The sequence below is a fragment of the Phocaeicola coprocola DSM 17136 genome (assembly GCF_000154845.1).
Taxonomy (GTDB): Bacteria; Bacteroidota; Bacteroidia; order Bacteroidales; family Bacteroidaceae; genus Phocaeicola; species Phocaeicola coprocola.
In genome coordinates this window covers 33438-51452 of record NZ_DS981507.1, presented here as the reverse complement: position 1 = coordinate 51452, position 18015 = coordinate 33438, and the positions used below count along the sequence as shown (strand labels likewise).

The window sequence follows — 18015 nt, the reverse complement described above, 5'->3', positions numbered from 1 at the left end:
TGCGATAATATATATGGAATATAATACCCAGCAACGAAAATTACCACTTCCTGAGTATGGAAGAAGTGTGCAAAACATGGTAGACCATGCCCTGACAATTGAAGATCGTGAAGAGCGGCAGCGATGTGCCAATACCATTGTTAATATAATGGGAGGTATGTTTCCGCATTTGCGTGATGTAGAAGATTTCAAGCATAAGCTTTGGGATCATCTGGCCATTATGGCTGATTTCAAGTTGGATATTGATTATCCGGTGGATATTGTAAAAAAAGAAAGTCTGGAAGTAAAACCTGAACAGATTCCTTATTCTCAGAATAATATCCGTTATCGTCATTATGGACGCTTTGTTCAGGATATGATTAAAATTGCGATTGATTACGAGGAAGGCGAGGAAAAGAAGCAGCTGTTGAAACTGATTGCTAATCATATGAAAAAAGATTACCAGAATTGGAATAAGGATGGTGTGGAAGATCAGAAAATTCTGGATGACTTGTGTGAACTGTCAGGAGGTAAGATTAAGTTGTCGGCAGAAGATTTTCATTTGACAGAACAGCGTACGTTTACCCCTCGTCGTCGTCAGGTAAACAATAATCAGCAAAAAAGAAAATATTAATCTTAAATAACCGGTACTATGGCATCATTTGTAATAGAAGGCGGACACAAACTGCATGGGGAAATAGCTCCTCAGGGTGCAAAAAATGAAGTGTTGCAGGTGGTTTGTGCCACATTATTGACAGACGAAGAAGTAACAATCAGTAATATTCCGAATATTCTGGATGTGAATAATTTGATTCAGTTGCTTCGTGACATGGGAGTAAAGGTTTCTAAAAAGAGTGTAGATACATATTCGTTTAAGGCGGATGATGTAAATCTTGCTTATTTGGAAAGTGAAGAGTTCCTTACTCGTTGCTCGCGTTTGCGTGGCTCTGTCATGCTGGTAGGTCCTTTGGTTGCTCGTTTTGGACAAGCTATGATAGCCAAGCCGGGAGGAGATAAAATAGGTCGCCGCCGTTTGGATACTCACTTTCTGGGAATTCAGAAACTGGGAGCTTCGTTCAACTACGATGCAGTGAATGGCGTTTTTAAAATAACTGCCAGCCACTTGGAAGGAACGTATATGTTGCTTGATGAGGCTTCTGTAACAGGTACGGCAAATATTATTATGGCGGCTGTACTGGCTGAAGGAAAAACTACGATTTATAATGCTGCATGCGAACCTTATTTGCAGCAGTTATGTAAGATGCTGAATAGCATGGGAGCCAAGATTACAGGTATTGCTTCCAATTTGCTGACTATCGAAGGTGTGAAAAGTCTCAAAGGATGTACGCACCATGTATTGCCAGATATGATTGAAGTGGGAAGCTTTATCGGAATGGCAGCCATGACATCCAGTGAGGTCACTATCAAAAATGTATCTTACGAAAATCTGGGAATCATTCCTGATAGCTTCCGCCGCTTGGGTATCCGTCTGGAACAGCGAGGTGATGATATATTTGTACCTCAACAGGATCATTATGAGATTGAATCCTTTATCGACGGATCGATTATGACAATAGCTGATGCTCCCTGGCCGGGACTGACTCCCGACTTGTTGAGTGTGATGCTCGTGGTAGCTACTCAGGCTAAAGGAAGCGTATTGATTCATCAGAAAATGTTTGAAAGCCGTCTGTTCTTTGTCGATAAGTTGATTGACATGGGTGCACAGATCATTCTTTGTGACCCTCATCGTGCAGTTGTCATCGGACATGATCATAACTTCCGCTTAAGAGGAGGCAATATGACTTCGCCTGACATACGTGCAGGAATCGCATTGTTAATAGCTGCGCTGAGTGCAGAAGGCATCAGCCGTATTCATAATATAGAGCAGATAGACAGAGGCTATCAAAATATAGAACAGCGTTTGACAGCTTTAGGTGCTCGTATTACCCGAATAGAGTAAGTTTATGATTAAGAAAGAAGAAGTATATAAAATCGGGGTGATAAACAAACCTCACGGTATTAAAGGAGAAGTTTCTTTTACATTCAACGATGATATTTTCGATCGTGTAGAGTGCGATTATCTGGTATTGTTGCTGGATGGCATCTTGGTTCCGTTTTTTATAGAAGAATATCGTTTCCGTTCGGATGATGTAGCTTTGGTAAAATTTGAAGGAATTGAAACTGCCGAACGCGCACGGATGCTGACTAATGTGGAGGTTTATTTCCCTAAAAAATACATGGATGAGCAAGATGAAATTACTTCTTGGAATTTCTTTACGGGATTTCAGGTTGAGGATATTCATCATGGCTGTTTGGGGGAAGTTGTTGCCGTTGATGACTCTACGATGAATGTTTTGTTTGTCATAGAAAAAGACGGTGACGAACTTTTGCTTCCTGCCCACGAGGAATTTATTATCGATTTGGATAGAGAGAACAGAGTTCTGAAAGTAGATATACCGGACGGATTGTTGGAATAAACATAAGATAATGAGAAAGACAAGAAAAGGTCGTAAAGCTTTTTGGCATAATATTAAGTTTAAATATAAACTGACTATTATCAATGAAAATACCTTGGAAGAGGTAGTGGGCATTCATGTGTCTAAGTTGAACGGCTTGTCTGTGCTGTTGTCAGTATGTACAGTAATTTTTCTGATAGCAGCTGCCATTATTGCTTTTACTCCGCTGCGAAACTATCTTCCCGGATATATGAACAGTGAAGTCCGTTCTCAGATCGTTGCCAATGCCTTACGGGCAGATTCGCTACAGGCTGCTCTTGAACGCCAGAGCCGTTATGTGATGAATATTCAGGATATCTTGAGTGGACAAGTTAAGGCAGATACGGTTCAGTCTATTGATTCGCTGACCGATCTTCGTGCTGAAAAACTGATGGAGCGCTCTAAAGAAGAAGAGGAGTTCCGTAAGCAGTATGAAGAAAAAGAAAGATATAATCTGACAGCTGTAACTGATGTGCGCGATGCTGCGGGATTGATATTTTACCGCCCGTTGCGTGGTGTGATGTCTGCGGGATTTAGTCCGGAGAAGCGTCATTTCGGGATTGATTTGACAGCAAGTCCTAATGAAAGTATTCTTGCTACCCTCGATGGTACTGTTATCATGTCTGCTTATACGGCAGAGTGGGGGTATGTAATACAGATACAGCATCCGCAGAATTTTATTTCTGTATATAAACATTGTGGTTCACTGATGAAACACGAGGGTGAAAAAGTCAAAGGTGGAGAGGTGATTGCTTTAATAGGACAGTCGGAAACAGAAGATAATCAGCCTCATCTGCATTTTGAATTATGGCATAAGGGAAATCCTATTAATCCAGAAAAGTACGTGGTATTTTAATTATGAAGAAACAAATAGCAATATTAGGTTCTACTGGTTCTATCGGGACGCAGGCTTTACAAGTGATAGAGGAACATCCCGATTTATATGAAGCTTATGTGTTGACTGCTAATAATAAAGTCGATTTGCTTATCGGACAGGCACGGAAGTTTCGTCCTGAAGCTGTTGTTATTGCTAACGAAGACAAATATTTGCAGCTGAAGGAAGCATTGTCTGATTTGCCTATAAAAGTCTATGCCGGAGCAGATGCTATTTGCCAGGTTGTAGAGTCACAGCCGATAGATATTGTGTTGACGGCTATGATTGGATATGCCGGATTGCGTCCGACAATGAGCGCGATTCGTGCCGGAAAGATTATTGCACTTGCAAATAAGGAAACAATGGTTGTTGCTGGTGAGCTGATCAATGCTTTGGCAAACGAGTATCATACTCCTATATTACCTGTCGATTCAGAGCATTCGGCTATATTCCAATGTCTGGAAATGAATAATCCGTTGGAAAAGATTATTCTCACCGCTTCAGGAGGTCCGTTCCGTACGTTTACGATGGAGCAGTTGCAGACGGTCACAAAGGAACAGGCATTAAAGCATCCCAACTGGAGCATGGGAGCGAAAATCACAATCGACTCTGCTTCGATGATGAATAAGGGGTTTGAAGTAATAGAGGCAAAATGGTTGTTTGGTGTACGCCCAGAACAGATAGAAGTCGTTGTTCATCCTCAATCTGTGATACATTCGATGGTTGAGTTTGAAGATGGTGCAGTGAAAGCTCAATTGGGAGTTCCTGATATGCGCCTGCCTATACAATATGCATTTTCATATCCTCAGCGCATACGTTCGTCTTTCGACCGTTTGGACTTTATGAAATGTAACAGCTTGACTTTTGAGGCTCCGGATACCAAACGCTTCCGCAATTTAGCTTTAGCTTATGAAGCTTTGCATCAGGGTGGTAATATGCCTTGCATTGTCAATGCTGCAAATGAAGTTGTTGTTGCATCGTTCTTGAAAGACCAGATATCATTCTTAGGTATGAGTGATGTAATAGAAAAAACGATGCAGCGTGTTCCTTTCATTGCTGCACCTACTTACGAAGATTATGTTTCGACTGATGCAGAAACACGTCGTATTGCAGCTGAGATGGTAATAAATGGAATGAAGTAACAGAATATATTAACATTACAAAATAGAAAAGTAGACTTTAGATGGAAACATTTTTGATTCGTGCCCTTCAGCTTATTCTCAGCTTGTCGTTGCTGGTGATTATACATGAAGGAGGACACTTTTTCTTTGCGCGTCTTTTTAAAATACGAGTAGAGAAGTTTTATATCTTTTTTGATCCTTGGTTTTCACTGTTTAAGTTTAAGCCAAAGAACAGTGATACGGAATATGGAGTAGGATGGTTGCCGCTAGGGGGATATTGCAAGATCTCGGGTATGATTGATGAATCGATGGATACCGAGCAAATGAAACAGCCTGCTCAGCCTTGGGAGTTCCGCTCCAAACCGGCATGGCAGCGATTGCTGGTGATGGTGGGAGGTGTATTGATGAACTTCCTGCTGGCTTTGTTTATCTATTCGATGATTCTTTATACATGGGGAGATTCTTACATCGCCTTGAAAGACATGACCTATGGTATGAAGTTCAATGAAACAGCTCAGCAGATTGGATTCCGTGATGGAGATATTCTGAAGAGTGCAGACGATAAGGAACTGGTTCGCTTTGATATGGATATGCTTCGTGACATTGTAGAAGCTCGTGAGGTTACAGTACTTCGCAATGGTGAAGAGAAAAAAATTCTGATGCCTGAGTTGAGCTTGCTTGATGTTGCAAAAGAAGATCCGATGTTTGTGGCAACTTTCCGTCCGAATATAGTCGACTCTGTATTGGCTGGTGGAAGATTTGCTAAAGCGGGCATTCAGAAAGGTGATTCACTGCTTGCTTTTAATGGTACTCCATTGAATTCTTGGAATGAATTTATGGATGAAATGGGCAAGCTTCGTTCTAAGGCTGAATTAGAAAAGAAGACCTCTGCATCCTTCTCACTAGTCTATTCGCGTCAAGGTGTGAGAGATACGGTAACCGTTCAGACCAATGAACAGTTTATGGTAGATGCAGTAGGTGGACTGGTAAGCTATAAGGAAACCAATTTAAGTTACGGATTCTTCGAGTCATTCCCTGCCGGAGTAACTTTAGGAATAAACACCTTGAAAGGCTATGTAAACGATATGAAGTATGTCTTTACTAAAGAAGGTGCCAAGAGTGTAGGAGGATTCGGAACCATTGGAAGTATCTTCCCTAAGGTTTGGGATTGGCAGCGTTTCTGGGAAATGACAGCTTTCCTTTCTATTATTTTGGCGTTTATGAATATCCTGCCGATTCCGGCACTCGATGGCGGTCATGTATTGTTCTTGCTATACGAAATTATCGCTCGTCGTAAGCCAAGCGACAAATTTCTGGAGTATGCTCAGATGGTGGGAATGTTCTTGCTCTTTGCTTTACTGATTTGGGCAAACTTCAATGATGTACTGAGATTTTTATTCTAATTTATAAATAGGTAAAGGCACTGTTTATTCCGCTTTTTATCAAGAAAAACGGATATAATCAGTGCCTGAATTGTATATTGAAAGTTATGAGGAAATCAATTTTTAGTGTTTTGTTTTGGGGCGGTATGTGCCTATGTGCTACGGCGTTGTCCGCACAGGAAAGATTGCCTGAATATTTGCAGGCAGAGAAGTTTACCCAAAGTAAACTGAATACAATGCTTTTCTCGACTACGGTTGATCCGCATTGGTTTCAGCAGGGAAATAGTTTTTGGTTCGAATATAAAACCAGTGAAGGTACATTCTGGTTTGTTGTAGACCCGAATTCAAGAACAAAAAAGCAATTGTTCGATCGTGACGAACTAGCTTCTCAGTTGACAGAAATTGTACACGATCCGTTCGAAGCTCGTCATTTGCCGATTCGTAATCTGAAAGCGAAAGAAGACGGACGGACATTTACTTTCGAGGTTGAGTCTTCTCAAGAGGTAAAGCCAGCAAAAGGCGAAAAGAAGAAACCGGAGAAAAAAGTCTTTTATTTTTCGTATGACTATCCGACACGTAAACTCACTCAGCTGACAGAAGAGGCAAAAGAACCGAAAAAGCTTTCGTGGGCTTCTGTTTCTCCCGATGGAAAGACTGTTGTCTATGCTAAAGACTGCAATTTATTCCGTATGAGCATGGAAGATTACCGGAAGGCGCAGAAAGATGAAAAAGACAGCACAATTGTAGAAATTCAGTTGACAAAAGACGGAACAGAACATTTTGGCTATGGCATTCCGTACAGTATATTGAATACGGATACACTTTGTAACGGTAAACGTCGAGGTGTATGGGGATATTGGTCGCCCGATTCAAAGCATTTTGTAACTATTGTATCTGATGACCGTAAAGTCAAAGATCTTTGGGTTATCAATTCTGTTGCTCAGCCTCGTCCTACACTCGAGACTTATCGCTATCAGATGCCTGGAGAGATGGAAGCTCCCGAAGAGCATTTGTATGTATTTGATATGGTGAACAATACTCGTCAGGAAATAAAGGTGTCAGCCTGGAAAAACCAGAGCTTAGGCTTGGAAGCACGTCCGTATGAGCAAAAGCAGCGTGATGCAGAGTTTATTTCTCCTGTATGGCAGGGAGATAATACTCGTTTCTTCCTGACGCGGAGTAGCCGTGACTTGCATCGTATTGATGTCTGTACTTATACGATAGGGCAGGATTCTATTGTTCCAGTTGTAAAGGAACGTATGAATACTTATCAGGAAACTCGTCCGATTTATGTATTGAATGGTGGAAAGGAGTTTGTACAGTGGAGTGAACGCGACGGATGGGCTCATCTTTATTTATATGATGATCGGGGCAATTTGAAAAATCGTATAACGAAAGGTCCCTGGCATGTAGAGCGCGTTGTGAAGATAGATGAGGCTACCCGTACTATTTATTTTGTTGCTAACGGACGTGAAAACGGAGAAAATCCATATTACGAACATTTATATAAGGTGAATGCTGATGGAAGTAGCTTGAAACAACTGACCAAAGGTGATTTCTTCCATCAGGTAGAGGTTGATGATGATGCTCGCTTCATTGTTGATAATTATTCACGGGTCAATACTGTTCCATGCGCTGATTTGATAGACCGGAATGGAAATAAGGTAATGACAATTCAGGAAAGCGATTTCTCTCAATTGAAGGCAGCTGGTTATCAGTTCCCGGAACTCTTTACAGTGAAGGCTGCCGATGGTGTGACCGACTTGTATGGAGTAATGTATAAACCTTATGATTTTGATTCGACGAAAGTATATCCTATTATCGATTATGTTTATCCGGGACCTCAGGTAGAAGCTGTTTATTATCCGTTTACTCGTATGAGTGTACGTACTGACCGTCTGGCACAGGCTGGGTTTATTGTCATTTCTGTAGGACAGAGAGGTGGACATCCCAGTCGTTCGAAATGGTATCACAACTATGGATATGGAAATATGCGTGACTATCCACTAGCTGATCATAAGGCTGCTGTGGAACAACTTGCGGCACGCTATAAGTTTATTGACATTGACCGAGTAGGTATTCATGGACATTCAGGAGGAGGCTTCATGTCGACAGCGGCTATTTGTCAGTATCCCGACTTTTATAAGGCTGCTGTTTCGTGTGCGGGAAACCATGATAACCGTATTTATAACCGTTGGTGGAGTGAAACGCATCATGGGGTGAAAGAGGAAATTTCAGAAAAGGGTGATACTACATTTGCATATAAGATTGCTACTAATCCGGAAATCGTGAAGCAATTGAAGGGACATCTTATGTTGGTACACGGAGATATTGATAATAATGTTCATCCGGCAAATACGATTCGTGTCGTTGATGCTTTGATTCGTGCTAACAAACGTTTTGATATGCTCTTGCTTCCCGGACAGCGTCACGGATTTGGTGATATGAATGAATATTTTTATTGGCGTTTGGTAGACTTTTTCTCAGAACATTTAAAAGGAAAAAGTGAAACCTTAGTTGATATTCCGCAACGGTAGACTGAATATAAAATTTAAACGATAAACATGAATGTCAAAATAGAAGAAAGTTGGCGTAAGCGTTTGCAAGAAGAATTTGATAAGCCTTATTTTCGGCAGCTGACTGATTTTGTAAGGAGCGAGTATGCACATGAGCATGTATTGCCTCACGGTTCGCAGATTTTTCATATGTTCAATGTTTGTCCGTTTGAAAAAGTAAAAGTTGTAATCTTAGGGCAGGATCCTTATCCAACCCCTGGACAATATTATGGAGTTTGTTTTTCTGTACCGGAAGGGACGGCTATTCCAGCATCGCTAATGAATATCTTTAAAGAAATTCATCAGGATTTAGGAAAGCCGATACCTGAATCCGGAAATTTAGACAGGTGGGTAGAGCAGGGAGTTTTCTCTATGAATTCTGTACTTACTGTCAGAGCGCATCAAACAGGCTCTCACCGGAATAGAGGATGGGAAATCTTTACGGACGCAGTTATTAAAAAGTTAAGTGACGAACGTGAAAATTTGGTATTTATGTTGTGGGGAAGTTATGCAAAATCGAAAGCTTCTCTGATTGATGCTTCCAAGCATTGCATTTTGATGACAGTTCATCCATCTCCCCGGTCTGCTGATTATGGCTTCTTTGGCTGTAAACATTTTAGCAAGGCTAATGAATATTTGAAGAGTAAAGGGCTGAAAGAGATTGAATGGTGATGTTGCATTTTCTATCATTAAAGCTGAGTTGACTTCCCTGAAAAGTTACTAACTACGGAGATTATAATGAAAGAGCCATATCAAAAACTCCATTGCGGAGGAATGATATGGCTCTTTTTATGATAGAAAAGTAATTTTCTTGCAGTTAGATATTCATTCTCACAAAGTAGAATTTATTTCTGCTTTTTATATGAGGACTGTTAACCTTTACTCGTCTTTTATTACCCAGCGAGGATCGTGCGGGATGATAATACGCGGATTATAATGCATACCTTCTTTGTCTGGTATACGAATGTAATATACATTTTTTCCATGTACCGGAAGTGAACTGCTACGTATCCATGGATTCATATTCCTCAAAAGTGAATAAGTAATGCCTCTGCCTTTAGCAAACCGAGGTAAGTCATCTATACTTTCTTCTACTTTAATCTCGTGATATGGGATGATGGGATATAAATCACACGCACGCAGCCGGAAGCCGAATTTCTGCGGGTTGGAAAACATAATTTTTGCAGCAAGAATACGATAAACATAACGCGCTGTTTCTTCTACGAGCTGAAGATCGAGTGCATCTTCCTCATATTGGCGTTCCAGTTCGCGTGAGATACGCCCCTGTCCGGCATTATATGATGCAGCTACACTAACCCAATTGCCAAAGCGAGCGTAAGCCTGTTTCAGATATTTACATGCGGCACGCGTTGATTTCTCTACATGATAACGTTCGTCTACACTATGTCCTACTTCCAGACCAAATTCACGACCGGTTCCCGGCATAAACTGCCATAACCCTGCGGCTCCGGCTCCGGAACGTGCCAATGGATTATTGTTACTTTCTATAGACATCAAGTATTTAAAGTCATCTGGAATACCATTTTCTTGAAGGATAGATTCTACAATCGGGAAGTAGCGATTGGCTCTTTTAATCATCTGTATAGAAGTGCTGTGCATATACGTAAAAGCCAAAAGCTCGCGATCAATTCGCTCTCGTCTGTCAAATCGGGTCAGATCAATATTTTCTCCACAAAACATGATGCTTTGGGGTATATCCTGACAACTATATGTCAAGGCTGTGGTCGAAAAGAATCCTTGGGCAGCAATTGGCGTGATACCTATAGGTAAACAAGTTGCCAAAAGCATAATAATTATTGAGAAACGAACAGGAGTGTGTGTTGATATGGTTAGATTCATCATGTTATATAATTTCTTATGTTGCCCCAATAGACATCTTATTCTTCAAGGGAAAAGCTTTTCAAAATATTCTCAGGTGTATTATCTTGTTTGTCTGTATAGGTTATGGATACATAGAATCCGCTACTTCCGTCTTTTGTGAGCAGATACGAATATATACATTGTTCGGTTTCACAATTGCCTTTTAATTGTGCACCGTAAAATTGAGGTAATTCAAAAGTGGTTACAGGAGTCTGGTTTGTGACTTCATCGTCGGAAGCAATGTTTTTCAATTCCTGAGATAGTTCCGAACGTTTTATGCCTTCTCCTTCCAGTAATTGCACTGTAATGTAATAAGTAGGGGTACTGATGATATATCCCTCTTCTGAATCATCCTCTACATTAAAGCCTGCGGGAGCTTTAAAACTGATCCCGTAGGCCTTCCATGTTGTCGATTGTAATGTTTGCGCATTCATTCCGAATGCAGAAAAAGCTAGAACAGCCATAGCTGTGAAGATCCTTCTTTTCATACTTTTCTTTCTGATACTACTTTTTTAGCATAAACTTCTTCCTCCTTATTAACCATTACCAGTACCTGCCCTCCTGTTCCTGAATAAGGAGAAGTAACAGCTGATAATGTTTCATCCTTCAGCATAGCTGACACTCCGGCTGATTCTAACAAACCTTTTACTAATTCTGCTTCCCAGAGGCTGCCTCTGAAAACTTCAATTAATGATCCGTACGTTTTAGTTTCCATAGCTTGTTGTTTTGGTGGTTAATAAAAAGGATTGATACTCTCTGTATGTTTATCCAAAGATAAGAAAGTTTTCGTAATATCTTCATATAAAAAACAGAAAAAGAGTACAAGTCATAGAAATAATGATATTTTTGCATGAAATCATAATGTTGTATAGTCAAATAGTCATATGAATATAGAAGCTGTTTTACACGATGTACGTAAGGCCTCATCTCGGCTGGCTTTGTTGGATGAGAAGCAAATAAATGAAATACTGCTTGCTGTAGCAGATGCAGCAATGGAGCATTGTGAAGATATCTTAAAAGCGAATGTGGAAGATTTAGGTCGTATGGATGTTGCGAATCCGAAATATGACCGTCTGAAACTGACAAAAGAACGCCTGGAGACTATTGCTGCCGATATGCGAAATGTTGCAGCTTTACCATCTCCTTTGGGACGGATCTTGGAAGAAAGTGTTCGTCCTAGTGGATTACACTTAAAAAAGATAAGTGTTCCTTTCGGAGTTATCGGTATCATCTATGAAGCACGTCCTAACGTTAGCTTTGATGTATTTTCGCTTTGCTTTAAAAGTGGAAATGCTTGTGTGTTGAAAGGAGGAAGTGATGCCGATTGTTCGAATAGGGCGATTGTTAAGGTGATACATGAAGTGCTTGAACGGTTTGGTGTTGACACTCATATCGTCGAACTGCTTCCTGCTGGTCGTGAGGCTACAACCGAATTGCTTCATGCCGAAGGATTGGTCGATTTGATTATTCCTCGAGGAAGCAGTGGGCTTATTGAGTATGTACGTCGTGAGGCAACTGTTCCTGTAATAGAAACTGGAGCTGGAGTTTGTCATACTTATTTCGATGCTTCAGGTGATATAGTAAAAGGTACAGCAATTATTAATAATGCGAAAACCCGTCGGGTGAGTGTATGCAATGCACTCGACTGCTTGTTAATTCATGCTTCCCGCTTATCCGATTTGCCGGCTCTTTGTGCACCCCTGCAAAATAGCCATGTAATAATTTATGCAGATGAATTGGCTTATGAAGCTTTGTGTGGAAATTACCCTGCTGAACTGCTTTGCCGTGCTACCCCCGAAAGTTTTGGAAAAGAATTCTTGGATTATAAAATGGCTGTCCGTACAGTCGCTGATATAGATGAGGCCCTCTCGCATATTTATACATACAGTTCAAAGCATAGTGAATGTATTGTTGCAGAAGATCAGCAGGCTGCTTCTTATTTTGCCTGCATGGTAGATGCGGCCTGTGTATATACCAATGCACCAACCTCATTTACAGATGGTGCGCAGTTTGGATTAGGAGCAGAAATCGGTATAAGTACGCAAAAATTACATGCAAGAGGACCGATGGGATTGAGAGAAATAACTACCTATAAGTGGTTGATTGAAGGTAATGGACAGATACGTAAATAGAATATTTTTGCAATATTTCTGGCTGAAATACTATTTTGTTGTATTTTTATAGTATATTTGCCATGCTATTATTAATTTATATACAGTAAGTCGTATGAGAACTTATACTAATGTATTCGATCTGGGCGATTTGAAGACTGCCCTTTCTGAAGCTTTCGAAATAAAGAAAGACCGTTATAAATATGAATCACTGGGTAAACATCGTACTTGTTTGCTGATTTTCTTTAACAACAGTTTGCGTACTCGCCTTAGTACTCAAAAAGCAGCACGTAATTTAGGTATGGATGTAATTGTACTCGATGTGAACCAGGGAGCCTGGAAGCTTGAAACGGAACGTGGGGTAATAATGGATGGCGACAAGAGTGAACATCTGCTTGAAGCTATTCCTGTAATGGCATCTTATTGTGATATTATCGGTGTACGTTCATTTGCACGTTTCGAAAGCAGAGAAGACGATTATACTGAAAAAATATTGAATCAGTTTATCCAATATTCCGGTAAGCCGGTATTTTCGATGGAAGCCGCAACTGGACACCCGCTTCAGGCTTTTGCTGATTTGATAACTATTGAAGAATATAAAAAGAAGGAGCGTCCGAAAGTTGTTCTTACCTGGGCTCCTCATCCTCGTGCACTGCCTCAGGCCGTTCCTAATTCATTTGCCGATTTTATGAATGAAGCTGATGTGGATTTTGTAATTACCCATCCCGAAGGATATGAGCTTGACCCGAAGTTTGTGCGTGGAGCACATGTGGAATATGATCAGATGAAAGCATTCGAAGGAGCTGACTTTATTTATGCCAAGAACTGGGCATGTCCGGGAGTAACTAATCCTGCTGATTATGGTAAGATTTTGAGTAAGGATATGAGTTGGACAGTAGATACGGCTCATATGGCTGCTACAAATAATGCTTTCTTCATGCATTGCTTGCCTGTACGTCGTAATATGATCGTGACAGATGATGTGATAGAAGCTCCTACTTCATTGGTGATTCCAGAAGCTGCTAACCGTGAAATCTCAGCAACAGTTGTATTGAAGCGTATGCTTCAAGAACTGAAATAAGGTTGCATTTATAAAATGTTGTTCCGAAACTCGAGTTTTGTAAGGGTAAATTTCGGATAGCAAGAGACTATAAAATAAGCCTGTCATTCCACAAACGGATATGGCAGGCTTATTTCATTATGGATGAAGCTTCATGTATGGATTATACATTCATCTTCATGAGAAATAGAATATTCTCCTTGATTTATTATAATTCGATATCTTTACCAGATTCTTTCCAGTTATCAAACCCTTTATCCAGGTTGTAAACTTTAAATCCTTTTTGAGTCAGTAGACGTGCTGCATTGCGGCTTCTTCTTCCACTTTTACAATATACGGCAACCGGACGCTCTTTGTCGAGAAGTTCATCTGCTTCTGCCGAAAATTTATCATCCAATACATTAATGTTCAGACTTCCGGGAATATGCCCCTGACTGTATTCGGCCACGGTACGTACGTCTACTCTCTGTATGTTTTCATCTTGTATAAGTTTTTCGAAATCATCAGAAGACAGATTCTTGAATTTGTCTTGCGCCTTTGCACTGCATGCAAATAATCCGAACAGGCAGGCACATACAAAAAACATAAAGTAAATACTCTTTATCATAGTGCTTATTGTTTGTTCTTATTGATAATCAAATTCTCGATAAGTTTCTCCTTCTTTGTATGTATTGAGGTTGAAACGGATTTTATCTCCTTTCCGTAGTAACTGGAGATAATTTTTTAGTGGAACTGACAGATATACTTGTTTGGTAAAAGCTTCGTAATCATTGTTTCTATCGTGAAATAGACGTAGATTCAGTGTTTGTGTTCCACTTTGGTCCGAGGTAATTCCTTCATCAACGAAATGGTATAAATGACTCAGCTCCTTATATTGTACAAGCAGTATCATATTCAGATATTCTCCTGATAGCCATATGCTTTGTATATCTACAGAATCTGTTTTTATATTACCTTTAAAATCGGATGCTGGAAGTGGATTTACCGACAGTACAAGTTGGCATGAATATAATTGGGCAACATTTCCCTTGCCATTTTCTTGTGTGATAGGTTCGTAAATAGATATAGTACGGTAAAGCGTATCGGCAACTAACCCTCCAAGGTCGTCGCGTTGCAATACTGAGTATATAGTCCCGTCGTCGGCTACTAGTTGTGAAATTGTTCCATCATTGTTTGTCTGTGCACCGATAAATTCAGTTACCACACTGGGATATACATAGTCTTCTTCCTTGCATCCTTCACAAAGAAAGATGCAAAAAAGAAGAGCCATTACTATCACTTGTTTCATACTTTCAGAGCTTTCTGATGGTTGAGTGCCGGGTTGGCATACATAGTCAGCATGCAACGGCGCAGGAAGGCTTCATCCTTGTCAGGTAACTGAATCATATCCAATTTTTTCTGCAAGTAAGTTTCGAAGCGGACCTTATCCTCTTCCGTATATTGACCGGCAAAAGTATTTTTTCCTTCCAGCAAATCACAGGCCACATAATTTCCCGGGTATATCCGGTAATTACGGTGAATATGCAGGTCGATTAGTTCAGATATTTTTGAGAAGACTTCTGTTTTAGGCAATCCGCGTAAAGCTTCCAGCTCATCGTTGATACAAGGACCTGTCTGGAAGTGTACTTTACCTTTATAGCCGAATATACCGGTCTGCATATTGTTCAAGTCGTCTTGCTGACTTTTCTTGAAGCCTTCAATGTCTCGTTTCTGCTGCATTTCCTGGGCTTTCAGATAGTCACACGGATCGTATTCATAAGATAGACTGGTAGGAACGATATTCAGTTCTTTCAGTCTGTCTATGATATTTCCCTCACCTGCCATGGCAATCATTTTCAGTACGCTGTCTTGTGTGCGGTCGTTGGAATCTTTAGCTCTTCCTTCCCGCTGTGCAATCCATACGTTCTCCTTTTTTTCAGTCACAGCAAAATGAATATAGCGTGACATTCGGGCCGATGATTCCAGCATCTGACGCATCGATAAGGCACGTTGCACAATGAATGACTTATTTACGCGCACCAGCTTCTTGATCCATGGATAAATCAGCAGGTTGTCTCCGATAGCAATTTCCACTGTTGTAGGGAAATTATTATCTATTAGCCCGACAGACAAGAAACCAGGATCGAGTACGATATCACGATGGTTTGAAATGAACGTATAATTTCTGTGCTTGTCATCCAATGATGATGTATCCATGTCAAATCCGTCGCTGTGCTTATCTATGATTCCGTGAAGCAAGCTGTAGAAAAATGTCTTCTGTACATCCAGGTTAGTCTTGCACCGGTGCAGCTGTGCGGCAAGCATCTCGATAGGAATACCGGGAATGACATTGGTGAGCACTGCCTGGAACGAGGGGTCGGCTAGCAATTCCTCGAATACTAGTGGAAGTTCTTCGGGTGAATAGGGACGAATGTCGTCAAATTCGGCAGGTATGTTCATGTTTTCTTATTTTTTCAGTCACAATTCAAATATACGTAATTTCTCGTTATTTCTGAAACGAATCTTCGATAATATCTGTCATAACCTCTTTGATATCGATACCTGCTGCACGAACCTGCTGAGGGATGAAGCTGGTTGCTGTCATTCCAGGAGTTGTATTGATTTCCAGCATGTTGATTTTTTCTCCTTCCGTGATAATGTAATCCACGCGTACGATACCTTTGCAACCCAGAATATCGTAGACTGCCGAAGTCAGTTTTTGTACACGGTCAGTCAGTTCAGGACTAAGACGTGCCGGAGTTATTTCTGTAACTTCACCGTTGTATTTGGCATTGTAATCGAAAAACTCATTTTTGCTTACCACTTCAGTAATAGGGAATACTACCGATTTATCTTTTGTCTTATAACATCCGTTGGCAAGTTCGATACCGTCCATGAAAGCCTCTATCATGACGTCGTCCGATTCGGCAAAAGCCTTTTCCAAAGCAGGCTGTATCTGTTCGGCTGTTTTTACTTTGGTCACTCCAAAGCTGGAGCCACTTGCGTTAGGTTTGATGAAGCAAGGCAAACCAATTTTTTCGATAACATCTTCATTACTTATTCCATGATGTTTATTTACCAGCATAGATTCAGCTACGCGTACACCAAATCCTTTCAGATACTGATTGAGGGTAAATTTACTGAATGTCATGGCCGATACCAGTACGTCGCACGTAGAGTAGGGGATGCCTAGCAGTTCGAAATAACCTTGGAGGATACCGTTCTCTCCCGGAGTACCGTGGATAGTAATGTATGCAAAGTCAGGTTTTACCTTCTGACCGTCGTGACTGAAGCTGAAATCATTCCTGTCAATCTGTGCACGGCTTCCGTCGGGCAACAGTGCTTCCCATTTCTCTTTGGTAAGTTCTACTATATATAAGGTGTACTTATCTTTGTCGATAAAAGAGTATATGCCTTCTGCACTGCGCATGGAGACATCATGTTCCGAAGAGTCACCTCCGGCTACAATAGCGATAATGCGTTTCATAATTTGCTTGTTATTCTTCTCTGTTACTTATATAAGTTCTCCATTTATCCAGCAGACGAGTCATGTCTTCAGGAAGTTCGGAGGTGAAAAACATCTCTTTGCCTGTGCGTGGGTGAACAAATCCCAGTGTCTTGGCATGAAGTGCCTGACGAGGACAAATGTCGAAGCAGTTGTTTACGAATTGTTTGTATTTGCTGAAATGAGTGCCTTTCAGAATCTCATGGCCACCGTAACGTTCGTCGTTGAACAATACATGTCCGATGTGCTTCATGTGTACACGGATCTGGTGGGTACGTCCGGTTTCGAGTACACATTTCACAAGTGTGACATATCCCAGACGTTCCAGTACCTGATAGTGCGTAACTGCATGTTTTCCCTGAGTCGGATCGCTCATGACAGCCATTTGCATACGGTCTTTGGGGTTACGTCCGATGTTTCCGGTAATTGTACCTTCATCTTCTTCTACGATTCCCCATACCAGGGCATTATATTCACGTTTGGTCGTTTTATTGTAGAACTGCATGCCCAGACTGGTTTTGGCATCCGGAGTCTTGGCTACTACCAGAAGGCCCGAAGTATCTTTGTCGATACGGTGAACCAGTCCTACCTGCGGGTCGTTGGGGTCATAAGAGGGGACATCACGCAAATGCCAGGCAATGGCATTAACCAATGTACCGTGATAGTTTCCACACCCCGGATGAACAACCAGACCGGCAGGTTTATTGATAACCATCAGGTCATTGTCTTCGTATACAATGTCCAGCGGGATATCTTCCGGGATAATGTCGTTCTCGTAGCGCGGACGATCCATCATGACAGTCAGCACATCAAGCGGTTTTACCTTATAGCTGCTTTTTACCGGTTTTCCGTTTGCCATCACAAAGCCTGCATCTGCAGCTGTCTGAATGCGGTTGCGGGATGCATTGACAATGCGTTCGAACAAATATTTGTCGATACGTACCGGTGTCTGTCCTTTATCTACTACAACTCGGAAATGTTCGTATAATTCGGAGGTACGTTCTACCGGCTCTATATCGTCCAGTGAGTCGTCCAGTTCGTTTATATAGTCTTCTGCCATTTATTTCTTGAGC

At 41.0% G+C, this 18015-nt stretch carries 18 protein-coding genes; 10 read left to right on the top strand and 8 right to left on the bottom strand.

Annotation, left to right across the window (positions count from 1 at the left end; translation table 11 throughout):
* Window positions 1–13: 13 nt before the first annotated feature.
* From BACCOP_RS16720 to ung, 8 genes are all read left to right on the top strand, one after another.
* On the top strand, window positions 14–613 hold the full coding sequence (locus tag BACCOP_RS16720; RefSeq protein ID WP_007571263.1) for a DUF4290 domain-containing protein: 600 nt from the start codon (window positions 14–16) through the stop codon (window positions 611–613).
* Between the two features lie 18 nt (window positions 614–631).
* Window positions 632–1939: a UDP-N-acetylglucosamine 1-carboxyvinyltransferase gene (gene murA / locus BACCOP_RS16715; protein WP_007571261.1), complete on the top strand. Its 1308-nt coding sequence runs from the start codon at window positions 632–634 to the stop codon at window positions 1937–1939.
* Between the two features lie 4 nt (window positions 1940–1943).
* Entirely contained in the window at window positions 1944–2456 is a 513-nt protein-coding gene (gene rimM / locus BACCOP_RS16710) for a ribosome maturation factor RimM (protein WP_007571259.1), read from the top strand.
* A gap of 10 nt (window positions 2457–2466) precedes the next feature.
* Window positions 2467–3330: a M23 family metallopeptidase gene (locus BACCOP_RS16705; RefSeq protein WP_007571257.1), complete on the top strand. Its 864-nt coding sequence runs from the start codon at window positions 2467–2469 to the stop codon at window positions 3328–3330.
* 2 nt (window positions 3331–3332) lie between these two features.
* Window positions 3333–4490, top strand: a complete 1158-nt coding sequence (gene dxr, locus BACCOP_RS16700; protein WP_007571256.1) for a 1-deoxy-D-xylulose-5-phosphate reductoisomerase — start codon at window positions 3333–3335, stop codon at window positions 4488–4490.
* A gap of 41 nt (window positions 4491–4531) precedes the next feature.
* On the top strand, window positions 4532–5872 hold the full coding sequence (gene rseP, locus BACCOP_RS16695) for an RIP metalloprotease RseP (protein ID WP_007571254.1): 1341 nt from the start codon (window positions 4532–4534) through the stop codon (window positions 5870–5872).
* An 86-nt stretch (window positions 5873–5958) separates the two neighbouring features.
* Window positions 5959–8388 (top strand): S9 family peptidase, encoded by a 2430-nt coding sequence (locus BACCOP_RS16690; RefSeq protein WP_007571253.1) that lies wholly within the window; start codon window positions 5959–5961, stop codon window positions 8386–8388.
* A 27-nt stretch (window positions 8389–8415) separates the two neighbouring features.
* A complete protein-coding gene (gene ung / locus BACCOP_RS16685; RefSeq protein ID WP_007571252.1) occupies window positions 8416–9078 on the top strand; it encodes a uracil-DNA glycosylase in 663 nt (220 codons plus the stop codon).
* 207 nt (window positions 9079–9285) lie between these two features.
* Here ung and BACCOP_RS16680 read toward each other — a convergent pair whose 3' ends face one another.
* The 3 genes from BACCOP_RS16680 to BACCOP_RS16670 are packed head-to-tail and all read right to left on the bottom strand — an operon-like array spanning window position 9286 to window position 11002.
* The gene (locus BACCOP_RS16680) at window positions 9286–10269 is read right to left on the bottom strand and encodes a lytic transglycosylase domain-containing protein (RefSeq protein WP_227994692.1); all 984 of its coding nucleotides are present in this window, start codon (window positions 10267–10269) and stop codon (window positions 9286–9288) included.
* Window positions 10270–10304: 35 nt separating this feature from the next.
* On the bottom strand, window positions 10305–10775 hold the full coding sequence (locus tag BACCOP_RS16675) for an amidohydrolase family protein (protein WP_007571250.1): 471 nt from the start codon (window positions 10773–10775) through the stop codon (window positions 10305–10307).
* A complete protein-coding gene (locus tag BACCOP_RS16670; RefSeq protein WP_007571249.1) occupies window positions 10772–11002 on the bottom strand; it encodes a DUF2007-related protein in 231 nt (76 codons plus the stop codon). The genes BACCOP_RS16675 and BACCOP_RS16670 overlap by 4 nt, the downstream gene beginning before the upstream one ends.
* A 169-nt stretch (window positions 11003–11171) precedes the next feature.
* On the opposite strand from BACCOP_RS16670, the gene BACCOP_RS16665 reads away from it, so the two are divergent.
* Entirely contained in the window at window positions 11172–12419 is a 1248-nt protein-coding gene (locus BACCOP_RS16665) for a glutamate-5-semialdehyde dehydrogenase (protein WP_007571246.1), read from the top strand.
* 94 nt (window positions 12420–12513) lie between these two features.
* Complete coding sequence (locus BACCOP_RS16660; RefSeq protein ID WP_007571244.1) at window positions 12514–13479, top strand: Rossmann-fold NAD(P)-binding domain-containing protein; 966 nt, start codon at window positions 12514–12516, stop codon at window positions 13477–13479.
* Window positions 13480–13666: 187 nt separating this feature from the next.
* On the opposite strand, the gene BACCOP_RS16655 is transcribed toward BACCOP_RS16660, so the two are convergent.
* Genes BACCOP_RS16655 through BACCOP_RS16635 form a run of 5 tightly spaced genes read right to left on the bottom strand, consistent with a single transcriptional unit; the run spans window position 13667 to window position 18002 of the window.
* Entirely contained in the window at window positions 13667–14065 is a 399-nt protein-coding gene (locus BACCOP_RS16655) for a rhodanese-like domain-containing protein (RefSeq protein WP_007571241.1), read from the bottom strand.
* 18 nt (window positions 14066–14083) lie between these two features.
* Entirely contained in the window at window positions 14084–14746 is a 663-nt protein-coding gene (locus tag BACCOP_RS16650; protein WP_007571239.1) for a NigD1/NigD2 family lipoprotein, read from the bottom strand.
* Entirely contained in the window at window positions 14743–15897 is a 1155-nt protein-coding gene (locus BACCOP_RS16645; protein ID WP_007571237.1) for a 1-acyl-sn-glycerol-3-phosphate acyltransferase, read from the bottom strand. The genes BACCOP_RS16650 and BACCOP_RS16645 overlap by 4 nt, the downstream gene beginning before the upstream one ends.
* Window positions 15898–15943: 46 nt before the next feature.
* The gene (locus tag BACCOP_RS16640) at window positions 15944–16924 is read right to left on the bottom strand and encodes a D-alanine--D-alanine ligase (RefSeq protein ID WP_007571235.1); all 981 of its coding nucleotides are present in this window, start codon (window positions 16922–16924) and stop codon (window positions 15944–15946) included.
* 10 nt (window positions 16925–16934) lie between these two features.
* Window positions 16935–18002: an RluA family pseudouridine synthase gene (locus BACCOP_RS16635; protein WP_007571233.1), complete on the bottom strand. Its 1068-nt coding sequence runs from the start codon at window positions 18000–18002 to the stop codon at window positions 16935–16937.
* Between the last annotated feature and the right edge of the window lie 13 nt (window positions 18003–18015).

What these genes read in the sequence shown, in the direction of transcription:
- BACCOP_RS16670 (WP_007571249.1), bottom strand. Translation starts at nt 11,002, where the DNA reads ATGGAAACTAAAACGTACGGATCATTAATTGAAGTTTTCAGAGGCAGC.
- BACCOP_RS16690 (WP_007571253.1), top strand. Translation starts at nt 5,959, where the DNA reads ATGAGGAAATCAATTTTTAGTGTTTTGTTTTGGGGCGGTATGTGCCTA.
- murA (WP_007571261.1), top strand. Translation starts at nt 632, where the DNA reads ATGGCATCATTTGTAATAGAAGGCGGACACAAACTGCATGGGGAAATA.
- BACCOP_RS16660 (WP_007571244.1), top strand. Translation starts at nt 12,514, where the DNA reads ATGAGAACTTATACTAATGTATTCGATCTGGGCGATTTGAAGACTGCC.
- BACCOP_RS16720 (WP_007571263.1), top strand. Translation starts at nt 14, where the DNA reads ATGGAATATAATACCCAGCAACGAAAATTACCACTTCCTGAGTATGGA.
- rimM (WP_007571259.1), top strand. Translation starts at nt 1,944, where the DNA reads ATGATTAAGAAAGAAGAAGTATATAAAATCGGGGTGATAAACAAACCT.
- BACCOP_RS16675 (WP_007571250.1), bottom strand. Translation starts at nt 10,775, where the DNA reads ATGAAAAGAAGGATCTTCACAGCTATGGCTGTTCTAGCTTTTTCTGCA.
- dxr (WP_007571256.1), top strand. Translation starts at nt 3,333, where the DNA reads ATGAAGAAACAAATAGCAATATTAGGTTCTACTGGTTCTATCGGGACG.
- BACCOP_RS16705 (WP_007571257.1), top strand. Translation starts at nt 2,467, where the DNA reads ATGAGAAAGACAAGAAAAGGTCGTAAAGCTTTTTGGCATAATATTAAG.
- BACCOP_RS16650 (WP_007571239.1), bottom strand. Translation starts at nt 14,746, where the DNA reads ATGAAACAAGTGATAGTAATGGCTCTTCTTTTTTGCATCTTTCTTTGT.
- BACCOP_RS16665 (WP_007571246.1), top strand. Translation starts at nt 11,172, where the DNA reads ATGAATATAGAAGCTGTTTTACACGATGTACGTAAGGCCTCATCTCGG.
- ung (WP_007571252.1), top strand. Translation starts at nt 8,416, where the DNA reads ATGAATGTCAAAATAGAAGAAAGTTGGCGTAAGCGTTTGCAAGAAGAA.
- BACCOP_RS16640 (WP_007571235.1), bottom strand. Translation starts at nt 16,924, where the DNA reads ATGAAACGCATTATCGCTATTGTAGCCGGAGGTGACTCTTCGGAACAT.
- BACCOP_RS16635 (WP_007571233.1), bottom strand. Translation starts at nt 18,002, where the DNA reads ATGGCAGAAGACTATATAAACGAACTGGACGACTCACTGGACGATATA.
- BACCOP_RS16645 (WP_007571237.1), bottom strand. Translation starts at nt 15,897, where the DNA reads ATGAACATACCTGCCGAATTTGACGACATTCGTCCCTATTCACCCGAA.
- BACCOP_RS16680 (WP_227994692.1), bottom strand. Translation starts at nt 10,269, where the DNA reads ATGATGAATCTAACCATATCAACACACACTCCTGTTCGTTTCTCAATA.
- BACCOP_RS16655 (WP_007571241.1), bottom strand. Translation starts at nt 14,065, where the DNA reads ATGATAAAGAGTATTTACTTTATGTTTTTTGTATGTGCCTGCCTGTTC.
- rseP (WP_007571254.1), top strand. Translation starts at nt 4,532, where the DNA reads ATGGAAACATTTTTGATTCGTGCCCTTCAGCTTATTCTCAGCTTGTCG.